Here is an 18,107-nt window from a genome sequence, read left to right as displayed (position 1 = left end):
CTGCATCGGGTGCAGGATAAGGCCTCACCGATGTGTCGGCAACAGGTCCTGGCGGGGCTGCGTTTCGATCTCCTTCTTCGTTTCCTCGAAACGCTCCACCCATTTTGCGATGACTACGCGCGCCGCCTCGCAATCCTGCCTTTCGATAGCCATGCGCAGATCCCTCAGTGCATTGGCCATTTCAAGCTCGCTCAGGAAACTTTCATGCGCGCGCATGATCTTCTGATGCGGCGTGGTCAGCATATCGGGTGAAATCAGCAATTCCTCGTGCAGTTTTTCACCCGGCCGCAAGCCGATCTCGATGATCTCGATGTCACCGTCGGGGTTTTCCTTGTCCTTGACCGTCAGGCCCGATCCTTCGATCATCTGGCGCGCCAGTTTCCGGATCGCGATCGGTTCGCCCATGTCGAGAACAAAGACATCCCCCCCGCGCGAGAACGAAGCGGCCAGAAGCACCAGACGCGCAGCCTCGGACATGGTCATGAAATAGCGGGTAACCTCGCCATGGGTCAGGGTAACGGGGCCGCCACGGGCGATCTGTTCCTCGAAAAGCGGGATGACCGAACCGGATGATCCCAGGACATTGCCGAAACGCACCATGGAAAACCGCGTCTTGTCGGATCGCGTGGCAAGATCCTGCACCACCAGTTCGGCCAGTCTTTTCGAGGCGCCCATCACGTTTGTCGGGCGCACTGCCTTGTCCGACGAAACCAGGATGAAATGCTCGACCCGCGCCGCGCGCGCGGCATCCGCCATGATCTTGGTTCCGAACACGTTGTTGTCCAGCCCGGCGATCTCGTTATCTTCCACGATCGTCACGTGCTTGTAGGCGGCGGCGTGCAGCACGACCTCGACCTCGTGCTCGGCGAGCGTCTTGTCCACCAGCGACCGATCGCAGACCGAACCCAGAACGGCCGTGATCGGAAGATCACCGGCGAGGTTGTCCAGTTCCTTCGTGACGTTGTAAAGCGCAAGTTCCGAGTGATCGAGGAGAACGAGGCGTGCGGGTTTGCAGGCAATCAGCTGCCGGCAAAGTTCCGATCCGATAGAGCCACCCGCACCCGTGATCATGATGCTGCGGCCGGAATAGGTGTCCGATACGGTCGGCAATTCTTTTTCGAGTCGATTGCGTCCGAGCAGGTCGTCAAGCGAAACCGGTGTCACGCGCGCGCCGATGTCGCCACTGTTGATCATCGCGGCGAACGAGGGTAGCGAGTGAACCTCACATCCCATGAGACGAAGTCGATGCGAGATGCGCGCCTGTTCCGTCTGCGGGGCGGATGGCATCGCCAGGACTACCCTGTCGATGCGGCGTTCCGCGATAAGTTCAGGAATCTTTGTCGCCGCATAGACCGGCAAGCCGGAAATCACGAGGCTCTGCAAGGTCGGGTTGTCATCGACGAAAGCAACCGGTTCAACCTTGTCATCGGTTCTGAGGGCTGCGGCAAGCTGCTGACCTGTCTGCCCGGCTCCGTAAAGGAGCACCCGCGCGCGGTTCTTGCCCCTGCGGTAGATCTGGACGAGGATCTGGCGCAAGAGCAGCCGGGTGGCAACGCCTGCGATCATGAGGACCATCGTGAAAATCAGAATGGTCTCCATGTTCACGGGATACCCGAAAAGCGGGTTCAGGATGGCCGCCAGGCCCCCGATGGCCGTTGCATAGATCGCTGTCCTTGCAATGCCTTGAACTTCAAAGGCGTTGAGCTTGATCCGGGTGAGCCCGAGTGAGTGCGAGAGCGCCACGGCAAAAACGATCAGGACCAGCGAAAGCGGCAAGATCGTCGTGGCAAGGTGCCAGTCGGCCTTTATCGCGGCATTCAACAGCACGGATGCGGCCAACGCGATCGGGATCAGGAACGCATCGACAATCATGAAGATCACGCGCTTTTGCTTGCGTGTCAAAGACGTGACCAGGTCATAGAAAGCCATCTTGTCCCCCGGTTCTTCAGGCGCGGCGAACTCGAAACCCTGGAAAGGATCACGACGCCCCATCCTGATACAATCCGAACCCTGTCCGAATTGTCAGCCCAATTCCTTTGATCCGATAACGATTCGCTATTCTGTCCGGGACCAATTTAGGCGTTTGCACATGATATGGGCAAGGTAAGGTATTCAGATCGCGCGAAAAGACGCCCGCCTGACGGTTCCGCGCCGCCTTCATGTGCGAAAGCCCGACATTCACGGCGCGTCGGGTCGCCATCGGCCATGCCGGTTCTGCGCCTTCAGAATCCGGTCATTTCCCCTTCCAGACCGGGTCGCGCTTTTCGGCAAAGGCGCGCGCGCCCTCGATCTGGTCTTCGGAGGAATAAAGCCTGTCCACCGTCGCCAGTTGCCGCTTGGTGATGCGATTCATCGCGTCCTGGAACTTCGAATCCTCGGCGTCCCGCACGATCTGCTTGATCGCGGCGTAGACCAGCGGCGGCCCGGATGCCAGCAGGCGCGCCATTTCCCATGCCTTGTCGTTCAGTTGATCGGCCGGGTGGACATGGTTGACCATGCCCCAGCGATGCGCCTCCTCGGCATCGAGCCAGCGCCCGGTCAGCAGCATTTCCATCGCGATATGATAGGGGATGCGCTTGGGCAACTTGATGCTGGCGGCATCCGCGACCGTTCCCGACCGGATCTCGGGCAGGGCAAAGCTGGCATGATCGGCGGCAAGGATGATGTCGGCCGACAGCGCCCATTCCAGCCCCCCGCCGCAACAGATACCATTCACCGCCGCGATCACCGGCTTGCCCAGGTCGCGCAATTCCTGCAACCCGCCAAAGCCGCCGACCCCGTAATCCCCGTCCACGGCATCCCCGTCCGCCGCGCCTTTCAGATCCCAACCGGGGCAGAAGAACTTGTCGCCCGCCCCGGTTATGATTGCCACGCGCAACTCCGGGTCATCGCGGAACCCGGCGAACACGTCGCCCATGAGGCGCGATGTGGCAAGGTCGATGGCATTGGCCTTGGGCCGGTCGAGCGTCACCATCAGGATGTGATCTTCACGGTGGGTCTTGATCGGGTCTGTCATTCTAGGGCCTTTCGGATCAGCGCGTCGGCGGCAATGGCGCCGGTCGCAGTGCAGATGAGCGGATTCACTTCAACCTCTTCGAGGTCATCGAGATTGGCAAGGGCATAGGCCTGAACCGCTTCGATGGCGTCCAGAACCGCCCCAAGGTCGGCGATGGCCTTGCCGCGAAACCCGGCCAGCAGGGGAAATGCCCGCAGCCCGCGCAGCGCGTGTTCGATGTCGCTTCGCGCGGCGGGCAGCAAGAGCCAGGCGCTGTCCTCCAGAAGCTCGGTCAGAACCCCGCCCGCCGCGAGCGTCAGGACGAACCCGTGCGCCGGGTCGCGCGTGACCCCGATCAGAAGCTCCGCCACCGCTCCCTGCACCATTTCCTCGATCAGGAAGGCGTCGCATGGCATGTCGGCAGCCGCCGCCTCGATCTCGCTCGCGTCGAGGTTCAACCGCACCGCCCCCGCCTCGGATTTATGTGCAACCCCGACCCCCTTGAGCGCGAGCGGCGGATCGAGACGCACGGCCTCGGCCGTGCATCCCGCGACCGAAAGCGCAATGCCACCGCGCGGAATGGCAAGCCCATGTCGGGCCAGCGCCGGTTTGGCCTCGGCCTCGGTCAGGGTTTCAGCCGCCCGGTTCATGCCACCGGATCGCCCGAGCGCCACGGGCGCGGGGCAGGGCGGGGACCGCCGCACCGCCGCTTGCGCCGCGCCGATCGCCTCGTGCAGGCCCTGCAACGGCACCACGCCTCCCGCGATCAACTGCTTGGCGACATCCTCGGGCATCAACTCGGGCAGGGTGGACACGACGGCCACGTTCCGACCCGTGCGCATCCGTGTTTCCAGCGCGGCGCGGGTGGCACAGTCCCAATCCGCGGCATCGGTATGCGGATAATCCACGATCAAGAGCGTCAACGCGATCTCCGGCCCGGTCATGGCCGAAAACACCCGCGTCATCGCCTCGGTGTCGCGCCAGATATAGGTGTGATAATCGAGCGGGTTGGCCAACGCGACCCGTGGGCCCAGCACATCGCGTAGCGTCTCGCGCTGGGTGGGATCGAGCGGCGGAAACCGCACCGCGCGTCCATGTGCCGTATCGGCCACAAGGCTGGCCTCTCCCCCCGAACAACTGACCGAGGCAAGCGTGTCGGCCTCCAGCGCCCCCGTCACGTGCAGGAGCTTGAGCGTTTCAAGAAAACCCGGCAAGTCACCCACACGCGCGATGCCAAGGCGGTCGAGCAGGGCCTGCGCCCCGGCATCCCCGCCGGCCAGCGATGCGGTATGCGAAATAGTGGCCGCACGTGCCTGGTCCGACCGGCCCACCTTGATTGCGACCAGCGGCACGCCCTTTTCATGGGCCTTGCGGGCGAGGGTTTCCCAGGCCCGCAAATCGGCAAACCCCTCGACATGCAAACCGATGGCTGTGACGCGCGGATCGTCGAGCAATCCTGTCGCGATCTCGGCCTGCGTGGTCTGGGCCATGTTCCCGCATGTGACCGTATAGGCAATCGGTAGGGCGCGGCGCTGCATCGTCAGGTTTATGGCGATGTTCGAGCTTTGGGTGAGGATCGCAACCCCCCTCTCGACCCGGCCAGCGCCATGCTGATCCGGCCAGAGCAGTGCGCCGTCAAGCGCATTGATGAAGCCATAGCAATTCGGCCCAAGGATCGGCATGTCCCCCGCCGCGGCGATCAGCTTCTCCTGGACCGCCTGCGAGCGGTCGTCTTCGGCCTGCGCCTCGGCAAAGCCCGAGGCAAAACAGACCGCCCCGCCCGCGCCCATCTGCGACAGGGCCGCCACCGCCTCGACCGTGGCTTCGCGGTTGATACCGACAAAGGCCGCGTCGGGCGCATTGGGCAGGTCTTTGAGCCGCGCAAAGGCGGGCAGGCCCGCGACCGCGCGCGCCTTGGGATGAACCGGCCAGATCGCCCCTTCGAATCCCATCCTGCGCGATTGCTCGATCACCTGAGCACACCACGCACCACCGCCGATCACGGCGATCGAGCGGGGCCGGAAAAGTCTTGAAAGGTCGCGCACCATGGGGCTTGTCCGCCTCAACCGCCCAGGGGCCGCAGCAATTCGCGGCTGATGATGTGGCGCTGAATCTCCGACGTGCCCTCCCAGATGCGCTCAAGCCGCGCATCCCGCCAGATCCGCTCCAACGGCAATTCCTCCATCAATCCCATGCCACCGTGGATCTGGATCGCCTCGTCCGCGATCATCGCCAACACCTCGGTTGCCTTGAGCTTGGCCATCGACATGTCGGCCTCGGTTACCGTGCCCTGGTCGAATTTCCACGCTGCTTCCCATGTCAGAAGCTCCGCCGCCTTCAGTTCCATCGCCATGTCGGCCAGCTTGAAACTCACGCCCTGGAACTTGCCGATCTGCTGGCCGAACTGCTTGCGTTCCGCGGCATAGGAAATCGCGTGTTGCAATGCCCGGTCGGCCCGGCCAAGACAGGTCGCCGCCACCTGGAGCCGCGTCGCCCCCAGCCAGTCATTGGCAACCTGGAAGCCCTTGTGCACCTCGCCCAGCACGGCCGATTTCGGCAGCCGGCAGTTGTCGAATTCGAGGATCGCATTGGTGTATCCCCGGTGCGACACGTTGCGATAGCCCTCGCGCACGGCGAACCCGGGCGTGCCCTTGTCGATGAAAAAGGCGGTGATGAGCTTCTTGGGTCCGCGCGGGGTGTCCTCTTCTCCCGTGGCCATGAACACGATCGCGAAATCGGCGATATCGGCATGGCTGATGAAATGCTTGGTCCCGTCGAGGATGAAGTCGTCGCCGTCCTGCCGCGCGGTGGCCTTCATCCCGCGCAGGTCCGACCCCGCCCCCGGCTCGGTCATGGCCAGGCAATCCCAGGTCTCGCCGCGGATGCAGGGGTAGAGGTATTTCTCTTTCTGTTCCTCCGTGCCGGCCAGCAGGATGTTCGACGGCCGCGCCACACAGGTCCAGTGCAGCGCGTAATTGGCCCGCCCCAGTTCCTTCTCGTAGAGCAGCCAGCTCAGCGTATCGAGGCCCGCGCCCCCCACCTCTTCGGGCATGTTGGCGGCATAAAGCCCCGCTTCGATCGCCTTGGCCTGCACCTCGCGGATCAACTCCATGCGCAGATGGCCGCTGCGCTCCACCTCGGCCTCATGCGGGTAAAGCTCGTTCTCGACGAAACCGCGCGTGGTTTCGACAATCATTCGCTGCTCGTCGCTCAGATCGAATCGCATGGTTTTTCCTGTCCTTGTTGCCTTCCGGCAGGCTATGACGGGTCGGAGGCAAATTCATGCAGAATCGGAGCGGATCATGCAGACATGGTTGAAACCGCACGCCGCGATGCAGCAGGTGGATATTGTCCTTTTCGATCATTTCTCGGCCCTTTGCCTTGCCAACACGGTCGAGCCGATGCGCGCGGCCAACATGCTGGCCGGGCGCGGGCTCTATCGCTGGCGGTTCCTGACCGTGACCGGGGCCTCGGCCACGTCGTCGAGCGGCATGAGGGTCGAGGCCGATGGCGCACTGGCGGGGCATCGCGGTGACATGCTGATCGCGATGCCCTCCTATCATTACGCGGCACACGCCGTGCCGCCCACCTTGCGCGCGCTGCGCGCGGCGGCAGGGCGCTATGACATGCTGGCGGGCTTCGACACGGGCAGTTGGCTGCTGGCGGCCGCCGGTCTGCTCGACGGTTATCGCGCCACGATTCACTGGGAAGAGATGTCGCGCTTCGAGGAAGCCTTTCCCGAGGTCGAGGCGCAAAGGCAACGTCATGTCACCGATCGCGGCAGGCTCACCTGTTCCGGCGCGCAGGCGGCGTTCGACCTGATGGCGGCGCTGATAGGTGCGCGCCATGGCCATGCCCTGCGGATCGAGCTCGAGGCGCTGTTCATGAATGCCGACACCGCCGCCCCCGGCGACCTGCCCCGCCCGCGCGGCAGGACGGTGGCACGCGCCGTGGCGCTGATGCAGGCCAACCTCGAAACGCCGCTCACCATCGCGGCGATCGCGCGCCAGCTTGGTCGCAGCCGCCGGTCGCTCGAAACCCGCATGTCGCAAGAGCTCGGCGCCGGGCCGCAGGTCGTCTACAAGCGGCTGCGGCTCCTAAAGGCGCGCAAACTCGTCCTCGAAACCGATCTTGCCGTGGCTGAAATCGCCCTGCGCAGCGGCTATCAGGACCCCGCCGCGATGACCCGCGCCTTTCGCACCGAATTCGGCCAGACTCCGCGCCAGATGCGGGGCGAGCCCCGTTAGCGGCTCAGGATGCGTAGTTCGACCCTTCCTCGTCCAGAATGGCCTTCAATTCGCTTAGATGCCGTTCGTCCTGTTCTGGATAGGCTTCGAGCTCGCGCGCGGTCTTCTCGGCAATCTCGTCCGGCAGCACCCGCAATGGCTGCCCGGTTTGCAGCGCGCGGATATAGGTCTCGGCCGCACGCTCGAAATAATAGAGCCGGTTGAACGTCTCGGCCACCGTCTCGCCGATGACCATGACGCCGTGATTGCCCATGATCAGCACCTTTTTCGCCGGGTCCGTCAAAAGGTCGGCACAGCGTTCGCCCTCTTCCTCGAAGGCCAGCCCGCCATAATGGTCGTCGATCACGTAGCGGTTGAAGAAGGTCGCACAGTTCTGGTCGATGGGCGGCAGGCTCGAATCCGCGAGGCTGGCCAGAACCGTCGCGTGGATCGAATGCACATGCATGGCACAGCGCGCATGACGGCAATGCCGGTGAATCCCGCCATGCAGGCCCCAGGCCGTCGGATCGGGCGCATCCGGACCTTCGAGGGTTTCGGGGTCGTTCGCGTCCACCTCGATCAGGTCGCTGGCCTTGATGCGGGAAAAATGCACCTGGTTGGGATTCATCAGGAACCGCGTTCCGTCATCGTTGATGGCAAGGCTGAAATGGTTGGCGACACCTTCATGCAGGTTGAGCCGCGCGGTCCAGCGAAACGCCGCCGCAAGGTCCACCCTTTCCTGCCAGTGCTCCATGTTCGGGCGAAGATTTGTCACGCTCATCGGGGTCTCCTTTGGATCGGGGTGAATTCAGGAAATGTCGTGGCTCGGCAACGGGCGCGATGGCACCCACGCATAGCCGTCGCCGTCAAGGATATAGGCTTCGCGCAGACCGTGCGGTTTGTCGCGCGGGGCCTGAAGGATCGTCAGCCCGGCGGCCTCGGCCCGTTCAGTGGCCGCGTCCGGGTCGCTGTCATAGAGCCGGATTTCGATACCCCCGCCCCGGGGCGGGTTCTCCGGCAGGACGTTCAGAAGCGGGTTCCGCGCATAGGTCGTATCGGAATGCAGCTGAAAGACCTGATCGCCATAGGTCATGATGGCAAAATCTTCGGACAGGCGATGCGCGCCCATATCGAACAGCGCAACGAGGGTCGCTGCCGTGGCCTCGACATCGCGCACGAGGATATTCAGCCCGATCCCGCGAAGGGACGCACCGAACTCTTCCGGGCTCACTGTCTCGTAATCCATTTCGCCGCACCTGCGATCCTTGCCCTTGTGCAACTTGATCCCGGGGCACGGGCATGTCAACGTGCCGTGATCCGCCGATTGCATATCGCCGCGTCCGGGCTGAAATGGCCACCAGAACGGAGTCCCTGATGACCGAGCCCGAGTCGGAGTTTCTTTCGCCCGAGCCGCCCGCGCCGGAACTGTTCATGGATGCCGCGCAGGCGGTCGAACGCCTCTGCGCGCTCTATGACGACGCGATCGGATTCCTCAAGACCCGGTTTCTCGCGGCCATCGCGGGTGATCTTCCACCGGCCCATGTGCGCGCCTTCTATCCGCAAATCCGGCTCGTCACGACGAGTTTCGCCGAGATCGACAGCCGGTTGAGCTTTGGCCACGTCTCCGACCCCGGAACCCATGCGGCCACGATCACGCGCCCCGATCTTTTCGGCAACTACCTGCGCCAGCAGATCGCCCTCCTGATCGAGAACCACGGTGTTCCGGTGGAAATCGGGGTATCCGACACCCCGATCCCCGTGCATTTCGCCATGTCGTCCGACCCCGACATACTTGTGCCGCATCAGGGGGCGGCCGGTTTCACCCTGCGTGATCTCTTCGACGTGCCGGATCTGGCCACGACCAATGACGACATCGTCAACGGCACCCACGATCCCGGCCCGGGCGGAGCGGGGCCGCTTGCCCCCTTCTCCGCGCAGCGGGTCGACTATTCGCTGGCGCGGCTGTCGCATTATACTGCCACCGACCCCGAGCATTTCCAGAATTTCGTGCTCTTCACCAACTACCAGTTCTACGTGAACGAGTTCGAGGAATTCGCCAGAAAGGCATTGGCCGATCCCGCCAGTGGCTATGTGAGTTTCGTTGCTACCGGCAATGCCGAGATCCGCGACCCCGACGCCCCCTTGCCAAGGCCCGCCAAACTTCCGCAGATGCCGGCCTATCACCTGAAACGCGCGAACGGGTCGGGGATCACTCTCGTCAATATCGGGGTGGGGCCGTCGAACGCCAAGACCGCCACCGACCACATCGCGGTGCTGCGTCCATATGCGTGGATCATGGTCGGCCATTGCGCGGGTCTGCGCAACAGCCAGAGCCTGGGCGATTTCGTTCTGGCCCACGCCTATCTGCGCGAGGATCGCGTGCTCGACGATGACCTGCCGGTCTGGGTACCGATTCCCCCGCTGGCCGAAATCCAGATCGCGCTGGAACGGGCGGTGGCCAGCGAAACACGGCTGGACGGCTATGATCTCAAGAAGGTCATGCGCACCGGCACCGTGGCCAGTTTCGACAACCGCAACTGGGAACTGCGCGAGACCCACGGCCCGGTGCAACGTCTGAGCCAGAGTCGCGCCATCGCGCTCGATATGGAAAGCGCGACCATCGCCGCGAACGGCTTCCGGTTCCGGGTGCCCTATGGCACGCTCCTGTGCGTCTCGGACAAGCCGCTTCATGGCGAGTTGAAGCTGCCGGGCATGGCCAGCGATTTCTACAAGGGGCAGGTCGAACGTCACCTGATGATCGGGATTCGCGCCATGGAATACCTCCGCGACATGCCGCTCGAACGTATCCACAGCCGCAAATTGCGCAGTTTCAACGAAACGGCATTCCTTTGACCGGGTGTAAAATGGCACAAAATGCACGTTTTTGGCTTGCCATTTGCCACTATTCGTTGTGTTCCTAACCTATATTCCGTTATATCACGGCAATGAGGCCCAAGTGATCGGGCAGATGCAAGGAGACCCAAAATGGCAAAACCGATGACCAAGACCCAGCTTGTTGCCGCCCTGGCCGACGAAATGGGCAGCGACAAGAAAACCGCAGGCGGCGCGCTCGATGCGATCGTCTCGATCATCACCCGCGAAGTTTCGGGTGGCGGCGCCGTGACCCTGCCGGGCGTGGGCAAGATCTACTGCCGCGAACGCCCCGAGCGGATGGTGCGCAACCCCGCCACCGGCGAACAGATCAAGAAAGACGCCGACAAGGTGGTCAAGATGACCATCGCCAAGGCGCTCAAGGACAGCGTGAACGGCTGAGCCCGTCCGGATTCCGCTTCCCGAGGCCACCCGTACGGGTGGCCTTTTCATTTCGTGCCCTTGCCGTTCCCGCCGCGCGGCAGTTAACTGCGCAACGAACACCGGACACGACACGAGGCGAGACACCACATGAACCTGCGCGCAATCCTGATGGGCCTGGCCTTTGCCCTGATGTGGTCCTCGGCTTTCACTTCGGCCCGTGTCATCGTCGCCTATGCGCCGCCCATGGGCTCGCTCGCGCTCAGGTTCTTCATATCGGGGCTGATCGGCGTGGCGATCGCCCTTGCCCTTGGCCAGACGCTGCGCCTCACCCGGGCGCAATGGCGCGCCACGATCATTTTCGGGATCTGCCAGAACGCCCTCTATCTCGGCCTCAATTTCGTTGCCATGCAATGGATCGAGGCGGGCCTTGCCTCGATCATCGCCAGCACCATGCCGCTCATCGTGGCACTGCTGGGGCGGGTGTTCCTGGGCGACGCGCTCAGCCCGATGGCGTTCTTCGGCCTTGTCATCGGCTTTGTCGGGGTCGGGCTGATCATGGGCGGGCGGCTCGATGGCGGGCTCGACTGGACCGGGGTCACCCTGTGCATCATCGGGGCCATCGCCCTTGCGGTGGCCACGCTCTCGGTGCGCGGGGCGTCTTCCGGGGGCAATGTGATGATGATCGTGGGGCTTCAGATGTTCGTGGGCGCGGCCGGCCTTGCCGTGGTGTCGGCCCTGACCGAGACCATGACCGTGACCTGGTCCTGGCAGCTTGTCGTTGCTTTCATCTACACAACGATCGTGCCGGGGCTGATGGCCACGTGGGTCTGGTTCACGCTGGTCAACCAGATCGGTGCGGTCAAGGCCGCGACCTTCCATTTTCTCAACCCGTTCTTCGGTGTCGCGGTGGCCGCCGTATTCCTGGGTGAGAAGATGGGCACGCTCGACGTGATCGGCGTGGCCACCGTCGCGGCGGGTATCCTCGCGGTGCAATTGTCGAAACAGCGCCCGGTGGTCGGCTAGGGCGTATCTGGTGTCCTTGATTTCCCGTCGCCCCGGCCGCTTGCGGCCCGGGCATGCGCCCGCCCGCCCCATGCCGGGCGCATGACCTCTCCTTGGATGGTAGACGCACCCACCCTACAACAGCACGAACAACAGCACGTTCAGCGTCACGAACGCCCCGCCCGTGGCCAGGATCTGCGCGATCGAGGCCATGCCCTCATGCCCCAGCTCCTGCGCGAAGAGCGCATAGATCGAGAACATCGGGATCGCCGCCGAGATCACCACCGCCGCAGCCAGATTTGGCGCAAGCGGCGCCAACCCCACCAACGGCACCGCCAGCAGGGCCAGCGCGACCATCGCCGGATGCACCAGCAGCTTGCCCAGCACGATCATCACGGCCACGCCCCGGTTGCCGCGAAACGGCACCCCCACCAGTGCCCCGCCGATCACGAAAAGCGCCAGCGCCGAGGCCGAGGCCGCGAGCATCTCGAACACCCGCAGCACCGGCCCCGGCAGTCCCAGCCCGCTCAGCGACACCAACAGCCCGGCCACGAGCGCGATCACCATCGGCCGCCGGATCACGCCAAGCAGGATGTGCCCCAGCTTGTGCCTGAGGTCAGCCTCGCCCCGGCCCTTCGATGCTTCCATGATCGCCAGACAGACCGGGATGATCACGAAATTCTCCACCAGCATGTTGAGGGCAAGGATCTGCCCCGCGATCTCGGGAAAACTCAGAAGCATCACCGGATAGCCGATGAACCCCGAATTCGGGCAACTCGTGCCCATGATCGCCACCGCCCGGCGCCCGGGCGACAGGCGCAATCCGCCAAAGACGACGAACCCGACCGCAACGGTCGCCAGCGCCCCGGCCAGGAAAACCGCCATGTAGGTCAGGTCGAAGACTTCGCTCACGTTGCGCGTGGCCACCGCGTTGAACAAGAGCGCAGGCAGGGCGATGTTCATCACGTAACCGCCAAATTGCGGCATGTGCTCGGGGCGAAACACGCCCTTGCGCACACAGACATAGCCCAGCGCGATGATGACATAGATCGGAAAGGTGATACCGAGGATCGCCAGCATTTATGGCGCGCCGTCTTTGATCGAATTTGTTCCCGCCCGGAACATCGGCGAAGCCGCCTGGGCAGCACCGGGCCGCCCTGACGGCCGGGTGCTTTCGATAGGGTGCGCACCGGGCTGTGCAAGGGATGACGTTGAAAGATAAACTGCCCTGGGTTTATGTTCGAAGCACCCGACCACGGCCCTGTGCTGCCCTCTCGTCCGGCATTGGTGAAAGCCGATCTTGAGCGTAAAAAGGTGATGTGCCTTGATCGTCAGCATTCAGCCGATCCGACCCCCCATCTCGCCCACCTGCCCGCGATGCAGCAGCATGTGGTCAAGGATGACACAGGCCATCATCGCCTCGCCCACCGGCACCGCTCGGATGCCGACGCAAGGGTCATGCCGGCCCTTGGTGACAACCTCGGTCGGGCTGCCGTCGATGCGGATCGACCGGCGCGGCGTGAGGATCGAGGATGTGGGCTTGACCGCAAAGCGCACCACGATGTCCTGACCCGTCGAAATCCCGCCCAGGATGCCGCCCGCATGGTTCGACGAGAACACGGGCCGCCCGTCATTGCCCATGAATATCTCGTCGGCATTCTCGGTTCCCTTGAGCCGTGCGGCGACCATGCCCTCGCCGATCTCGACCCCCTTCACCGCGTTGATCGACATCATCGCCGCCGCGAGATCGGTGTCGAGCTTGCCATAAACCGGTGCGCCTAGTCCGGCAGGCGCATGGCGGGCCACGATCTCGATCTCCCCACCGACCGAGTTGCGGTCCTTGCGGATCGCGGTCAGGTAGCTTTCCCATTCGGCGGCAATCCCGGGTCCTTGCGGAATCCAGAACGGGTTGGTTTCGATCGCGTCCCAGTCGAAGGCGTCGCGGTCGATTGCCATCTCGCCCATGCGCGTCATGTAGCCCTTGATTTCGAACTCCGGTGCGAGCTGCGCCAGCGCGGCCCGCGCCACCCCGCCTGCGGCCACCCGCGCCGCCGTTTCGCGGGCCGAGGATCGCCCCCCGCCGCGCGGATCACGCCGCCCGTATTTCATGTGATAGGTGATATCGGCATGACCCGGGCGAAAGGTCCGGGCGATCTCGCTGTAATCCTTCGACCGCTGGTCGGTATTCTCGATCATGAGCTGGATCGGCGTGCCGGTGGTGACCCCTTCGTAAGTGCCCGACAGGATACGCACGCGGTCCGGCTCCTGCCGTTGCGTGGTGTTTTTGTTCTGGCCCGGCCGCCGCTTGTCGAGCCAGTGCTGGAGCATCGCCTCGTCGAGCGTCACGCCCGGCGGGCAGCCATCGACGGTGGCACCAAGGGCGGGGCCATGGCTTTCGCCCCATGTGGTGACGCGAAACAGGTGTCCGAATGTGTTGAGGCTCATGCGCGGGCTCCTTTCGCGCTGGCATAGCGTTGCAGGCGCGCTCTGCCAAGCCTTGAGCGCGCGCCGCGTTAACCCGATTTGCGAGGGCGCGCGTGGCGGATGGGGCGGCAGCCGGACAGCAGCCGGGTGGCAGCCGGATGTCACCCCCTGCAAAAACGCACGTGAACCCGCGTTAACCCCTGCGAACGCCGGTTTTGCGAACAGTTGTGCTCAGGCGAAATAGTCGGTGAGAATCCGTGTATAGATCGCCTTGAGCTGCTCGATATGTGCCGTGGGCACATGCTCATCGACCTGGTGCATGGTCTTGCCGACCAGCCCGAACTCCACCACCGGACAATGATCCTTGACGAACCGCGCATCCGACGTTCCTCCGGATGTCGAAAGAACCGGGGTCCGCCCGGTCTCCGCCTCCACCGCCCGCGTCACCAGATCCGAGAGCGGCCCGGGCGGCGTGAGGAAGCTCTCACCCGAAATTTTTACTTTCAATTCAATGCCTACGCCGAACTCGGTCGCTGCGCGATCGGCCTCTTCCTCAAGCCAGCGCGACAGGGATGCGCCCGAATGCAGGTCGTTGAAGCGGATGTTGATGGCGGCGGTGCACTCGGCCGGGATCACGTTGGTGGCGGGGTTGCCCGTGTCCATCGTCACCACCGCCAGTGTCGAGGCCTCGAAATGTTCGCTGCCCTCGTCCAGCTCATGGCTGGCCAGCCGGTCAATGAGCCGCGCCAGCGCGGCCAGGGGGTTCTTCGCCCGGTGCGGATAGGCGGAATGCCCCTGTACCCCCGTCACCCGAAACCACCCCGTCATCGACCCCCGCCGCCCGATCTTGATCATATCGCCCATGTTTTCAGGGCAAGTTGGCTCCCCCACAAGGCAGGCCGACATCGCTTCGCCGGTCTCTTCCATCCAGTCGAGCAGTGCGGTGGTGCCGTCCACCGCGTCGCCCTCTTCATCGCCGGTGATGGCCAGAACAACCGAGCCGTCGGGCGGGGTGGTGCGGACGAAATCCACCGCGGCGGCAACAAAGGCGGCGACGCCCGATTTCATGTCAGTCGCGCCACGCCCCCAGAGGACACCGTTTTCCAGGTCGCCCGAGAAAGGCGCGTGGGTCCATGCCGCCACGTCGCCCGGTGGCACGACATCGGTATGGCCGTTGAAGCCGAAGGTTCGGACATGGCCTTTTGCACCCCATCGGGCGAAGAGATTGGCCACCCCGCCGCGATCCACGCGGGTGCAGTCAAAACCCGCCTTGCTCAGCAATGCCTCGAGGAGCACGAGCGCACCGCCCTCCTCGGGGGTGACGGATTTGCAGCGGATGAGGCTTTGGGTCAGGTGGATGGGATCGAGCTGTTGGGTCATGAGGCAAGCCTGACTTTCGAGAACTTTTGCGCAAGCCTTAAACCGGACCATTCCCGTGTGCAAATGTGGCGGAAATGACGCTCCGGGTGGAACATGGTGGAAGTTCTGCGAAATGAGGAGCTTAACAGGTCCAATTGTTCCGTGTTATACTGAACTTAACAATAAACCGAGGCAGGTTGTGGCAAGAGGGCATAAACGCCCCGCCGAGCAGGAATGAACAGTGCTGACCCTTGGTTGGGGTCGCGCTGTATCGTGACTGAAATGGATGGCCTGCCTCAGAATGAGCGAGTTGAGCAGGTCATGGTTGCAGCGTCCGAGCTTCCGATCAACACCAATGCATCCGCCATGCAGATGGCGCAGAAAATCTTTGGCAGCGGTGCCACGGTCGTGAATGCTTCTTACACTGGCGACTGGCGGTCGTCGGGTATCTATTCGGAAGGTGACACGGTCTCGCCCGACGTGACGCCCGGGGATGAGGGTGTGATCCTCTCGACGGGGCGGGCGGAGGATTTCACCAATGCGGCGGGAACACGCCCGTGGTGGCAGGGTGGAGGACCCACTGAAGCGAACCAGAGCACGAACACCTCGACCGACACGAGCGGTCCAAACGACAACAGTTGGTTCAACGAGGCCGCGGGCGCGCGAACTTATGATGCGTCGTGGCTGGATGTGGATTTCGTTCCTGACGGGGACACGATGACGATGCAGTTCGTCTTTTCCTCGGACGAGTTTCCTGAATATTCCAATTCGCAGTTTCAGGATTTCGTCGGGGTCTGGGTGAATGGCGTTCTTGTAGAAACTGCGGTCGGGGCGGCCAACCCGGGCAACCTGGTCGGCGGGATCAACCAGAATCTCTACAACGACAATACCCAGAGCCAACACAACACCGAGATGGATGGGTTCACCGTCACTATGACGCTGACCACGCCAGTCACGGCAGACGAGGTGAACTCGATTCGGATCGGGATCGCGGATGTTGGGGATTCATCTTATGATTCCAATCTGTTGATTGCTGGTGGTTCGGTGCAATCTGCCCTTATTGCCAATGATGACATGGCTCACCTGACAGGAGATCAGACCAAGACACTGGACGTTCTGGCCAATGACGAGAACGCCGCCGGCGGCACCTTGTCAATTACACATATCAACGGGAATACGGTCGAAGCGGGTGATACGGTCACGCTCAACACGGGCCAGACTGTGACACTCCATGCGAACGGAACGATAACGCTGGTCGGAGATGGCGACGACGAAGACTTTAATTTCACCTACACGGCAACCAATGGGACGCAGGATGACACCGGGTTCGTTCTGGTCGAATCCGTGCCCTGTTTCGTGGCAGGCACGCGCATCGAGACCGTCAATGGCCCACGCCAAGTCGAGTTTCTGGAACCTGGTGAACTGGTGTTGACGCAAGACTACGGCCCGCAGCCCTTGCGCTGGATAGGGCGCCGCCGGGTTGAGGCCAAAGGCAAGTTCGCGCCGATCTATATCGCGCCCAACACGTTCGGGCAGCATGGTGCGGTGGCGGTGTCGCCGCTGCATCGGATTCTTGTGCGTGATTGCGTTTCCGAATTGTTGTTTGGCGAGGCCGAAGTTCTCGTTGCCGCGCGTGATCTCGTCAATGATCGAACGGTGCGCCCGGTCTATGGTGGTTCGGTCGAATATGTGCATCTTCTGTTTGACGATCATCAGGTGGTTTATTCCGACGGGCTCGCGAGCGAAAGTTTTCATCCCGGCCCGCAAGCGTCGCGTAGCCTCGAAGCCGAAATGGTCGCGGAGATTCATGCACTTTTCCCCGAGATGGATCCTGTGACCGGAGCTGGATACGGCCCCAGTGCGCGCCCGGCCTTGCGCCGTTTCGAGGCCGAGCTTCTCACCCGAATGGGTGCTGCATCCGGCCGGGTCGCATGAGGCCGTCCATGGGGTGGTTTGCGATCGCAGACAGCGAAACGACGAATTTTCGCGCGCCACGAAGCGGGCGGGATGGGCTATTGCCTCGCGGCACATTGATGATCGAAACTCGTCTGTCGCCAGATGGCAGGCCGCAAACCCTTCTGGCCTTTGAAAGCTATCATTGTGGAGACTTCAAGCTTTCGGTGCAGGCGATCCCGGGGGGGGGCGTGGTGCTGGTCATGGCAGAGAATGGCGAGGCGTTCCACGCGACGCTTGATCACGATGCACAGGACCGCGCAGACCTTCTGCGCATCAGCTATAGCTGGGATCTGATGCTGGGCAGTGGACGGTTGGCGATCGAGCGGCCGGAACACGGCAAGATGGTCAAACTCATGCTGGAGCGGCCACGCGCCATGCGAGTCGCGGATGTGCGGGCGATGACGCGGGAGCCGGGGCGTCGTCTGATGGATCGGGATGTCGAGTTCTTTGCCGTTTCCGACCGGGTTGAACCCGTCGGACCGACCCCGAGCCTTGGTGGTGATGTGCCTGTTCTCGGGTCGGATCGCTATGTATCGGTAGGGGATCTGCGGCGCGGGGATCTGGTCGAGACCTTGGAGGCCGGTCTCGTGCCGGTCCTGCACGCGGTGCGGCGCACCGTGCCGGCACGTGGATCGTTCCGCCCCGTGCGGCTGCGCGCACCGTATTTCGGCTTGCGCCACGACATCGTGGTGGCCCCGGATCAGCGGTTGGTTGTGGGCGGGCCCGAGGTCGAGTATATCTTTGGCCGCGAGGCGGTCTTGGTACCGGCGCGGCATCTGGTCAACGGGATTTCTGCAATCAGTCTCAGTGGGCCGCCAACCGTGACCTATTGCCAGGTGATCCTGCCGCGGCACGAATCCATGATTGGTGCCGGCTGTCCGATCGAGAGC

General features: G+C 63.2%; 15 protein-coding genes. 6 read left to right on the top strand and 9 right to left on the bottom strand.

Annotation, left to right across the window (positions count from 1 at the left end):
• Positions 1 to 24 precede the first annotated feature (24 nt).
• From ACESL9_RS09665 to ACESL9_RS09650, 4 genes are all read right to left on the bottom strand, one after another.
• On the bottom strand, positions 25 to 1,929 hold the full coding sequence (locus tag ACESL9_RS09665) for a polysaccharide biosynthesis protein (RefSeq protein WP_372611446.1): 1,905 nt from the start codon (positions 1,927 to 1,929) through the stop codon (positions 25 to 27).
• A gap of 304 nt (positions 1,930 to 2,233) precedes the next feature.
• Positions 2,234 to 3,016: a carnitinyl-CoA dehydratase gene (locus ACESL9_RS09660; RefSeq protein WP_372611448.1), complete on the bottom strand. Its 783-nt coding sequence runs from the start codon at positions 3,014 to 3,016 to the stop codon at positions 2,234 to 2,236.
• Positions 3,013 to 5,043, bottom strand: a complete 2,031-nt coding sequence (locus tag ACESL9_RS09655; RefSeq protein ID WP_372611450.1) for an acetate--CoA ligase family protein — start codon at positions 5,041 to 5,043, stop codon at positions 3,013 to 3,015. Before ACESL9_RS09655 ends, ACESL9_RS09660 begins: the two co-directional genes overlap by 4 nt.
• A gap of 14 nt (positions 5,044 to 5,057) precedes the next feature.
• Complete coding sequence (locus ACESL9_RS09650) at positions 5,058 to 6,221, bottom strand: acyl-CoA dehydrogenase family protein (protein WP_372611452.1); 1,164 nt, start codon at positions 6,219 to 6,221, stop codon at positions 5,058 to 5,060.
• A 76-nt stretch (positions 6,222 to 6,297) separates the two neighbouring features.
• Between ACESL9_RS09650 and ACESL9_RS09645 the strand changes: the two genes are divergently transcribed.
• Positions 6,298 to 7,242 carry a GlxA family transcriptional regulator gene (locus ACESL9_RS09645; protein ID WP_372611454.1) on the top strand — a complete coding sequence of 315 codons (945 nt, stop codon included), beginning with the start codon at positions 6,298 to 6,300 and terminating at the stop codon, positions 7,240 to 7,242.
• A gap of 4 nt (positions 7,243 to 7,246) precedes the next feature.
• On the opposite strand, the gene ACESL9_RS09640 is transcribed toward ACESL9_RS09645, so the two are convergent.
• Positions 7,247 to 8,002: a class II aldolase and adducin N-terminal domain-containing protein gene (locus ACESL9_RS09640; RefSeq protein ID WP_372611456.1), complete on the bottom strand. Its 756-nt coding sequence runs from the start codon at positions 8,000 to 8,002 to the stop codon at positions 7,247 to 7,249.
• A 27-nt stretch (positions 8,003 to 8,029) separates the two neighbouring features.
• Positions 8,030 to 8,467, bottom strand: a complete 438-nt coding sequence (locus tag ACESL9_RS09635) for a VOC family protein (protein ID WP_372611458.1) — start codon at positions 8,465 to 8,467, stop codon at positions 8,030 to 8,032.
• A gap of 128 nt (positions 8,468 to 8,595) precedes the next feature.
• On the opposite strand from ACESL9_RS09635, the gene ACESL9_RS09630 reads away from it, so the two are divergent.
• The 3 genes from ACESL9_RS09630 to ACESL9_RS09620 all read left to right on the top strand — a co-directional run bounded on the left by ACESL9_RS09630 (position 8,596) and on the right by ACESL9_RS09620 (position 11,499).
• Positions 8,596 to 10,074 carry an AMP nucleosidase gene (locus tag ACESL9_RS09630; protein ID WP_372611460.1) on the top strand — a complete coding sequence of 493 codons (1,479 nt, stop codon included), beginning with the start codon at positions 8,596 to 8,598 and terminating at the stop codon, positions 10,072 to 10,074.
• 132 nt (positions 10,075 to 10,206) lie between these two features.
• Positions 10,207 to 10,494, top strand: coding sequence for an HU family DNA-binding protein (locus ACESL9_RS09625; RefSeq protein ID WP_111362481.1), 288 nt, complete (start codon positions 10,207 to 10,209; stop codon positions 10,492 to 10,494).
• 129 nt (positions 10,495 to 10,623) lie between these two features.
• Positions 10,624 to 11,499, top strand: coding sequence for a DMT family transporter (locus tag ACESL9_RS09620; protein ID WP_372611463.1), 876 nt, complete (start codon positions 10,624 to 10,626; stop codon positions 11,497 to 11,499).
• A gap of 114 nt (positions 11,500 to 11,613) precedes the next feature.
• Here ACESL9_RS09620 and ACESL9_RS09615 read toward each other — a convergent pair whose 3' ends face one another.
• From ACESL9_RS09615 to dapE, 3 genes are all read right to left on the bottom strand, one after another.
• Positions 11,614 to 12,558 carry an AEC family transporter gene (locus ACESL9_RS09615; protein ID WP_372611465.1) on the bottom strand — a complete coding sequence of 315 codons (945 nt, stop codon included), beginning with the start codon at positions 12,556 to 12,558 and terminating at the stop codon, positions 11,614 to 11,616.
• Between the two features lie 258 nt (positions 12,559 to 12,816).
• Positions 12,817 to 13,923, bottom strand: coding sequence for a chorismate synthase (gene aroC / locus ACESL9_RS09610; RefSeq protein WP_372611467.1), 1,107 nt, complete (start codon positions 13,921 to 13,923; stop codon positions 12,817 to 12,819).
• 210 nt (positions 13,924 to 14,133) lie between these two features.
• Positions 14,134 to 15,282: a succinyl-diaminopimelate desuccinylase gene (gene dapE, locus ACESL9_RS09605; protein WP_372611469.1), complete on the bottom strand. Its 1,149-nt coding sequence runs from the start codon at positions 15,280 to 15,282 to the stop codon at positions 14,134 to 14,136.
• 300 nt (positions 15,283 to 15,582) lie between these two features.
• Between dapE and ACESL9_RS09600 the strand changes: the two genes are divergently transcribed.
• Both ACESL9_RS09600 and ACESL9_RS09595 read left to right on the top strand, forming a co-directional pair.
• The gene (locus ACESL9_RS09600) at positions 15,583 to 17,196 is read left to right on the top strand and encodes a Hint domain-containing protein (RefSeq protein WP_372611471.1); all 1,614 of its coding nucleotides are present in this window, start codon (positions 15,583 to 15,585) and stop codon (positions 17,194 to 17,196) included.
• A 98-nt stretch (positions 17,197 to 17,294) separates the two neighbouring features.
• The coding region (locus ACESL9_RS09595) for a Hint domain-containing protein (RefSeq protein WP_372674765.1) at positions 17,295 to 18,107 on the top strand (813 nt) is incomplete at its 3' end.

It is taken from the genome of Aquicoccus sp., assembly GCF_041686535.1.
Classification (GTDB): domain Bacteria; phylum Pseudomonadota; class Alphaproteobacteria; order Rhodobacterales; family Rhodobacteraceae; genus Aquicoccus.
The sequence above is the reverse complement of the archived record's forward strand: the minus strand, read 5'-3'. Positions and strand labels throughout refer to the sequence as shown.

Excerpts from the sequence above, each read along its gene's own strand:
- ACESL9_RS09630 (WP_372611460.1), top strand. The coding sequence starts at position 8,596 with ATGACCGAGCCCGAGTCGGAGTTTCTTTCGCCCGAGCCGCCCGCGCCG.
- ACESL9_RS09625 (WP_111362481.1), top strand. The coding sequence starts at position 10,207 with ATGGCAAAACCGATGACCAAGACCCAGCTTGTTGCCGCCCTGGCCGAC.
- ACESL9_RS09615 (WP_372611465.1), bottom strand. The coding sequence starts at position 12,558 with ATGCTGGCGATCCTCGGTATCACCTTTCCGATCTATGTCATCATCGCG.
- ACESL9_RS09650 (WP_372611452.1), bottom strand. The coding sequence starts at position 6,221 with ATGCGATTCGATCTGAGCGACGAGCAGCGAATGATTGTCGAAACCACG.
- ACESL9_RS09645 (WP_372611454.1), top strand. The coding sequence starts at position 6,298 with ATGCAGACATGGTTGAAACCGCACGCCGCGATGCAGCAGGTGGATATT.
- ACESL9_RS09665 (WP_372611446.1), bottom strand. The coding sequence starts at position 1,929 with ATGGCTTTCTATGACCTGGTCACGTCTTTGACACGCAAGCAAAAGCGC.
- ACESL9_RS09635 (WP_372611458.1), bottom strand. The coding sequence starts at position 8,467 with ATGGATTACGAGACAGTGAGCCCGGAAGAGTTCGGTGCGTCCCTTCGC.
- ACESL9_RS09620 (WP_372611463.1), top strand. The coding sequence starts at position 10,624 with ATGAACCTGCGCGCAATCCTGATGGGCCTGGCCTTTGCCCTGATGTGG.
- ACESL9_RS09655 (WP_372611450.1), bottom strand. The coding sequence starts at position 5,043 with ATGGTGCGCGACCTTTCAAGACTTTTCCGGCCCCGCTCGATCGCCGTG.
- aroC (WP_372611467.1), bottom strand. The coding sequence starts at position 13,923 with ATGAGCCTCAACACATTCGGACACCTGTTTCGCGTCACCACATGGGGC.
- ACESL9_RS09640 (WP_372611456.1), bottom strand. The coding sequence starts at position 8,002 with ATGAGCGTGACAAATCTTCGCCCGAACATGGAGCACTGGCAGGAAAGG.
- ACESL9_RS09660 (WP_372611448.1), bottom strand. The coding sequence starts at position 3,016 with ATGACAGACCCGATCAAGACCCACCGTGAAGATCACATCCTGATGGTG.
- dapE (WP_372611469.1), bottom strand. The coding sequence starts at position 15,282 with ATGACCCAACAGCTCGATCCCATCCACCTGACCCAAAGCCTCATCCGC.
- ACESL9_RS09600 (WP_372611471.1), top strand. The coding sequence starts at position 15,583 with ATGGTTGCAGCGTCCGAGCTTCCGATCAACACCAATGCATCCGCCATG.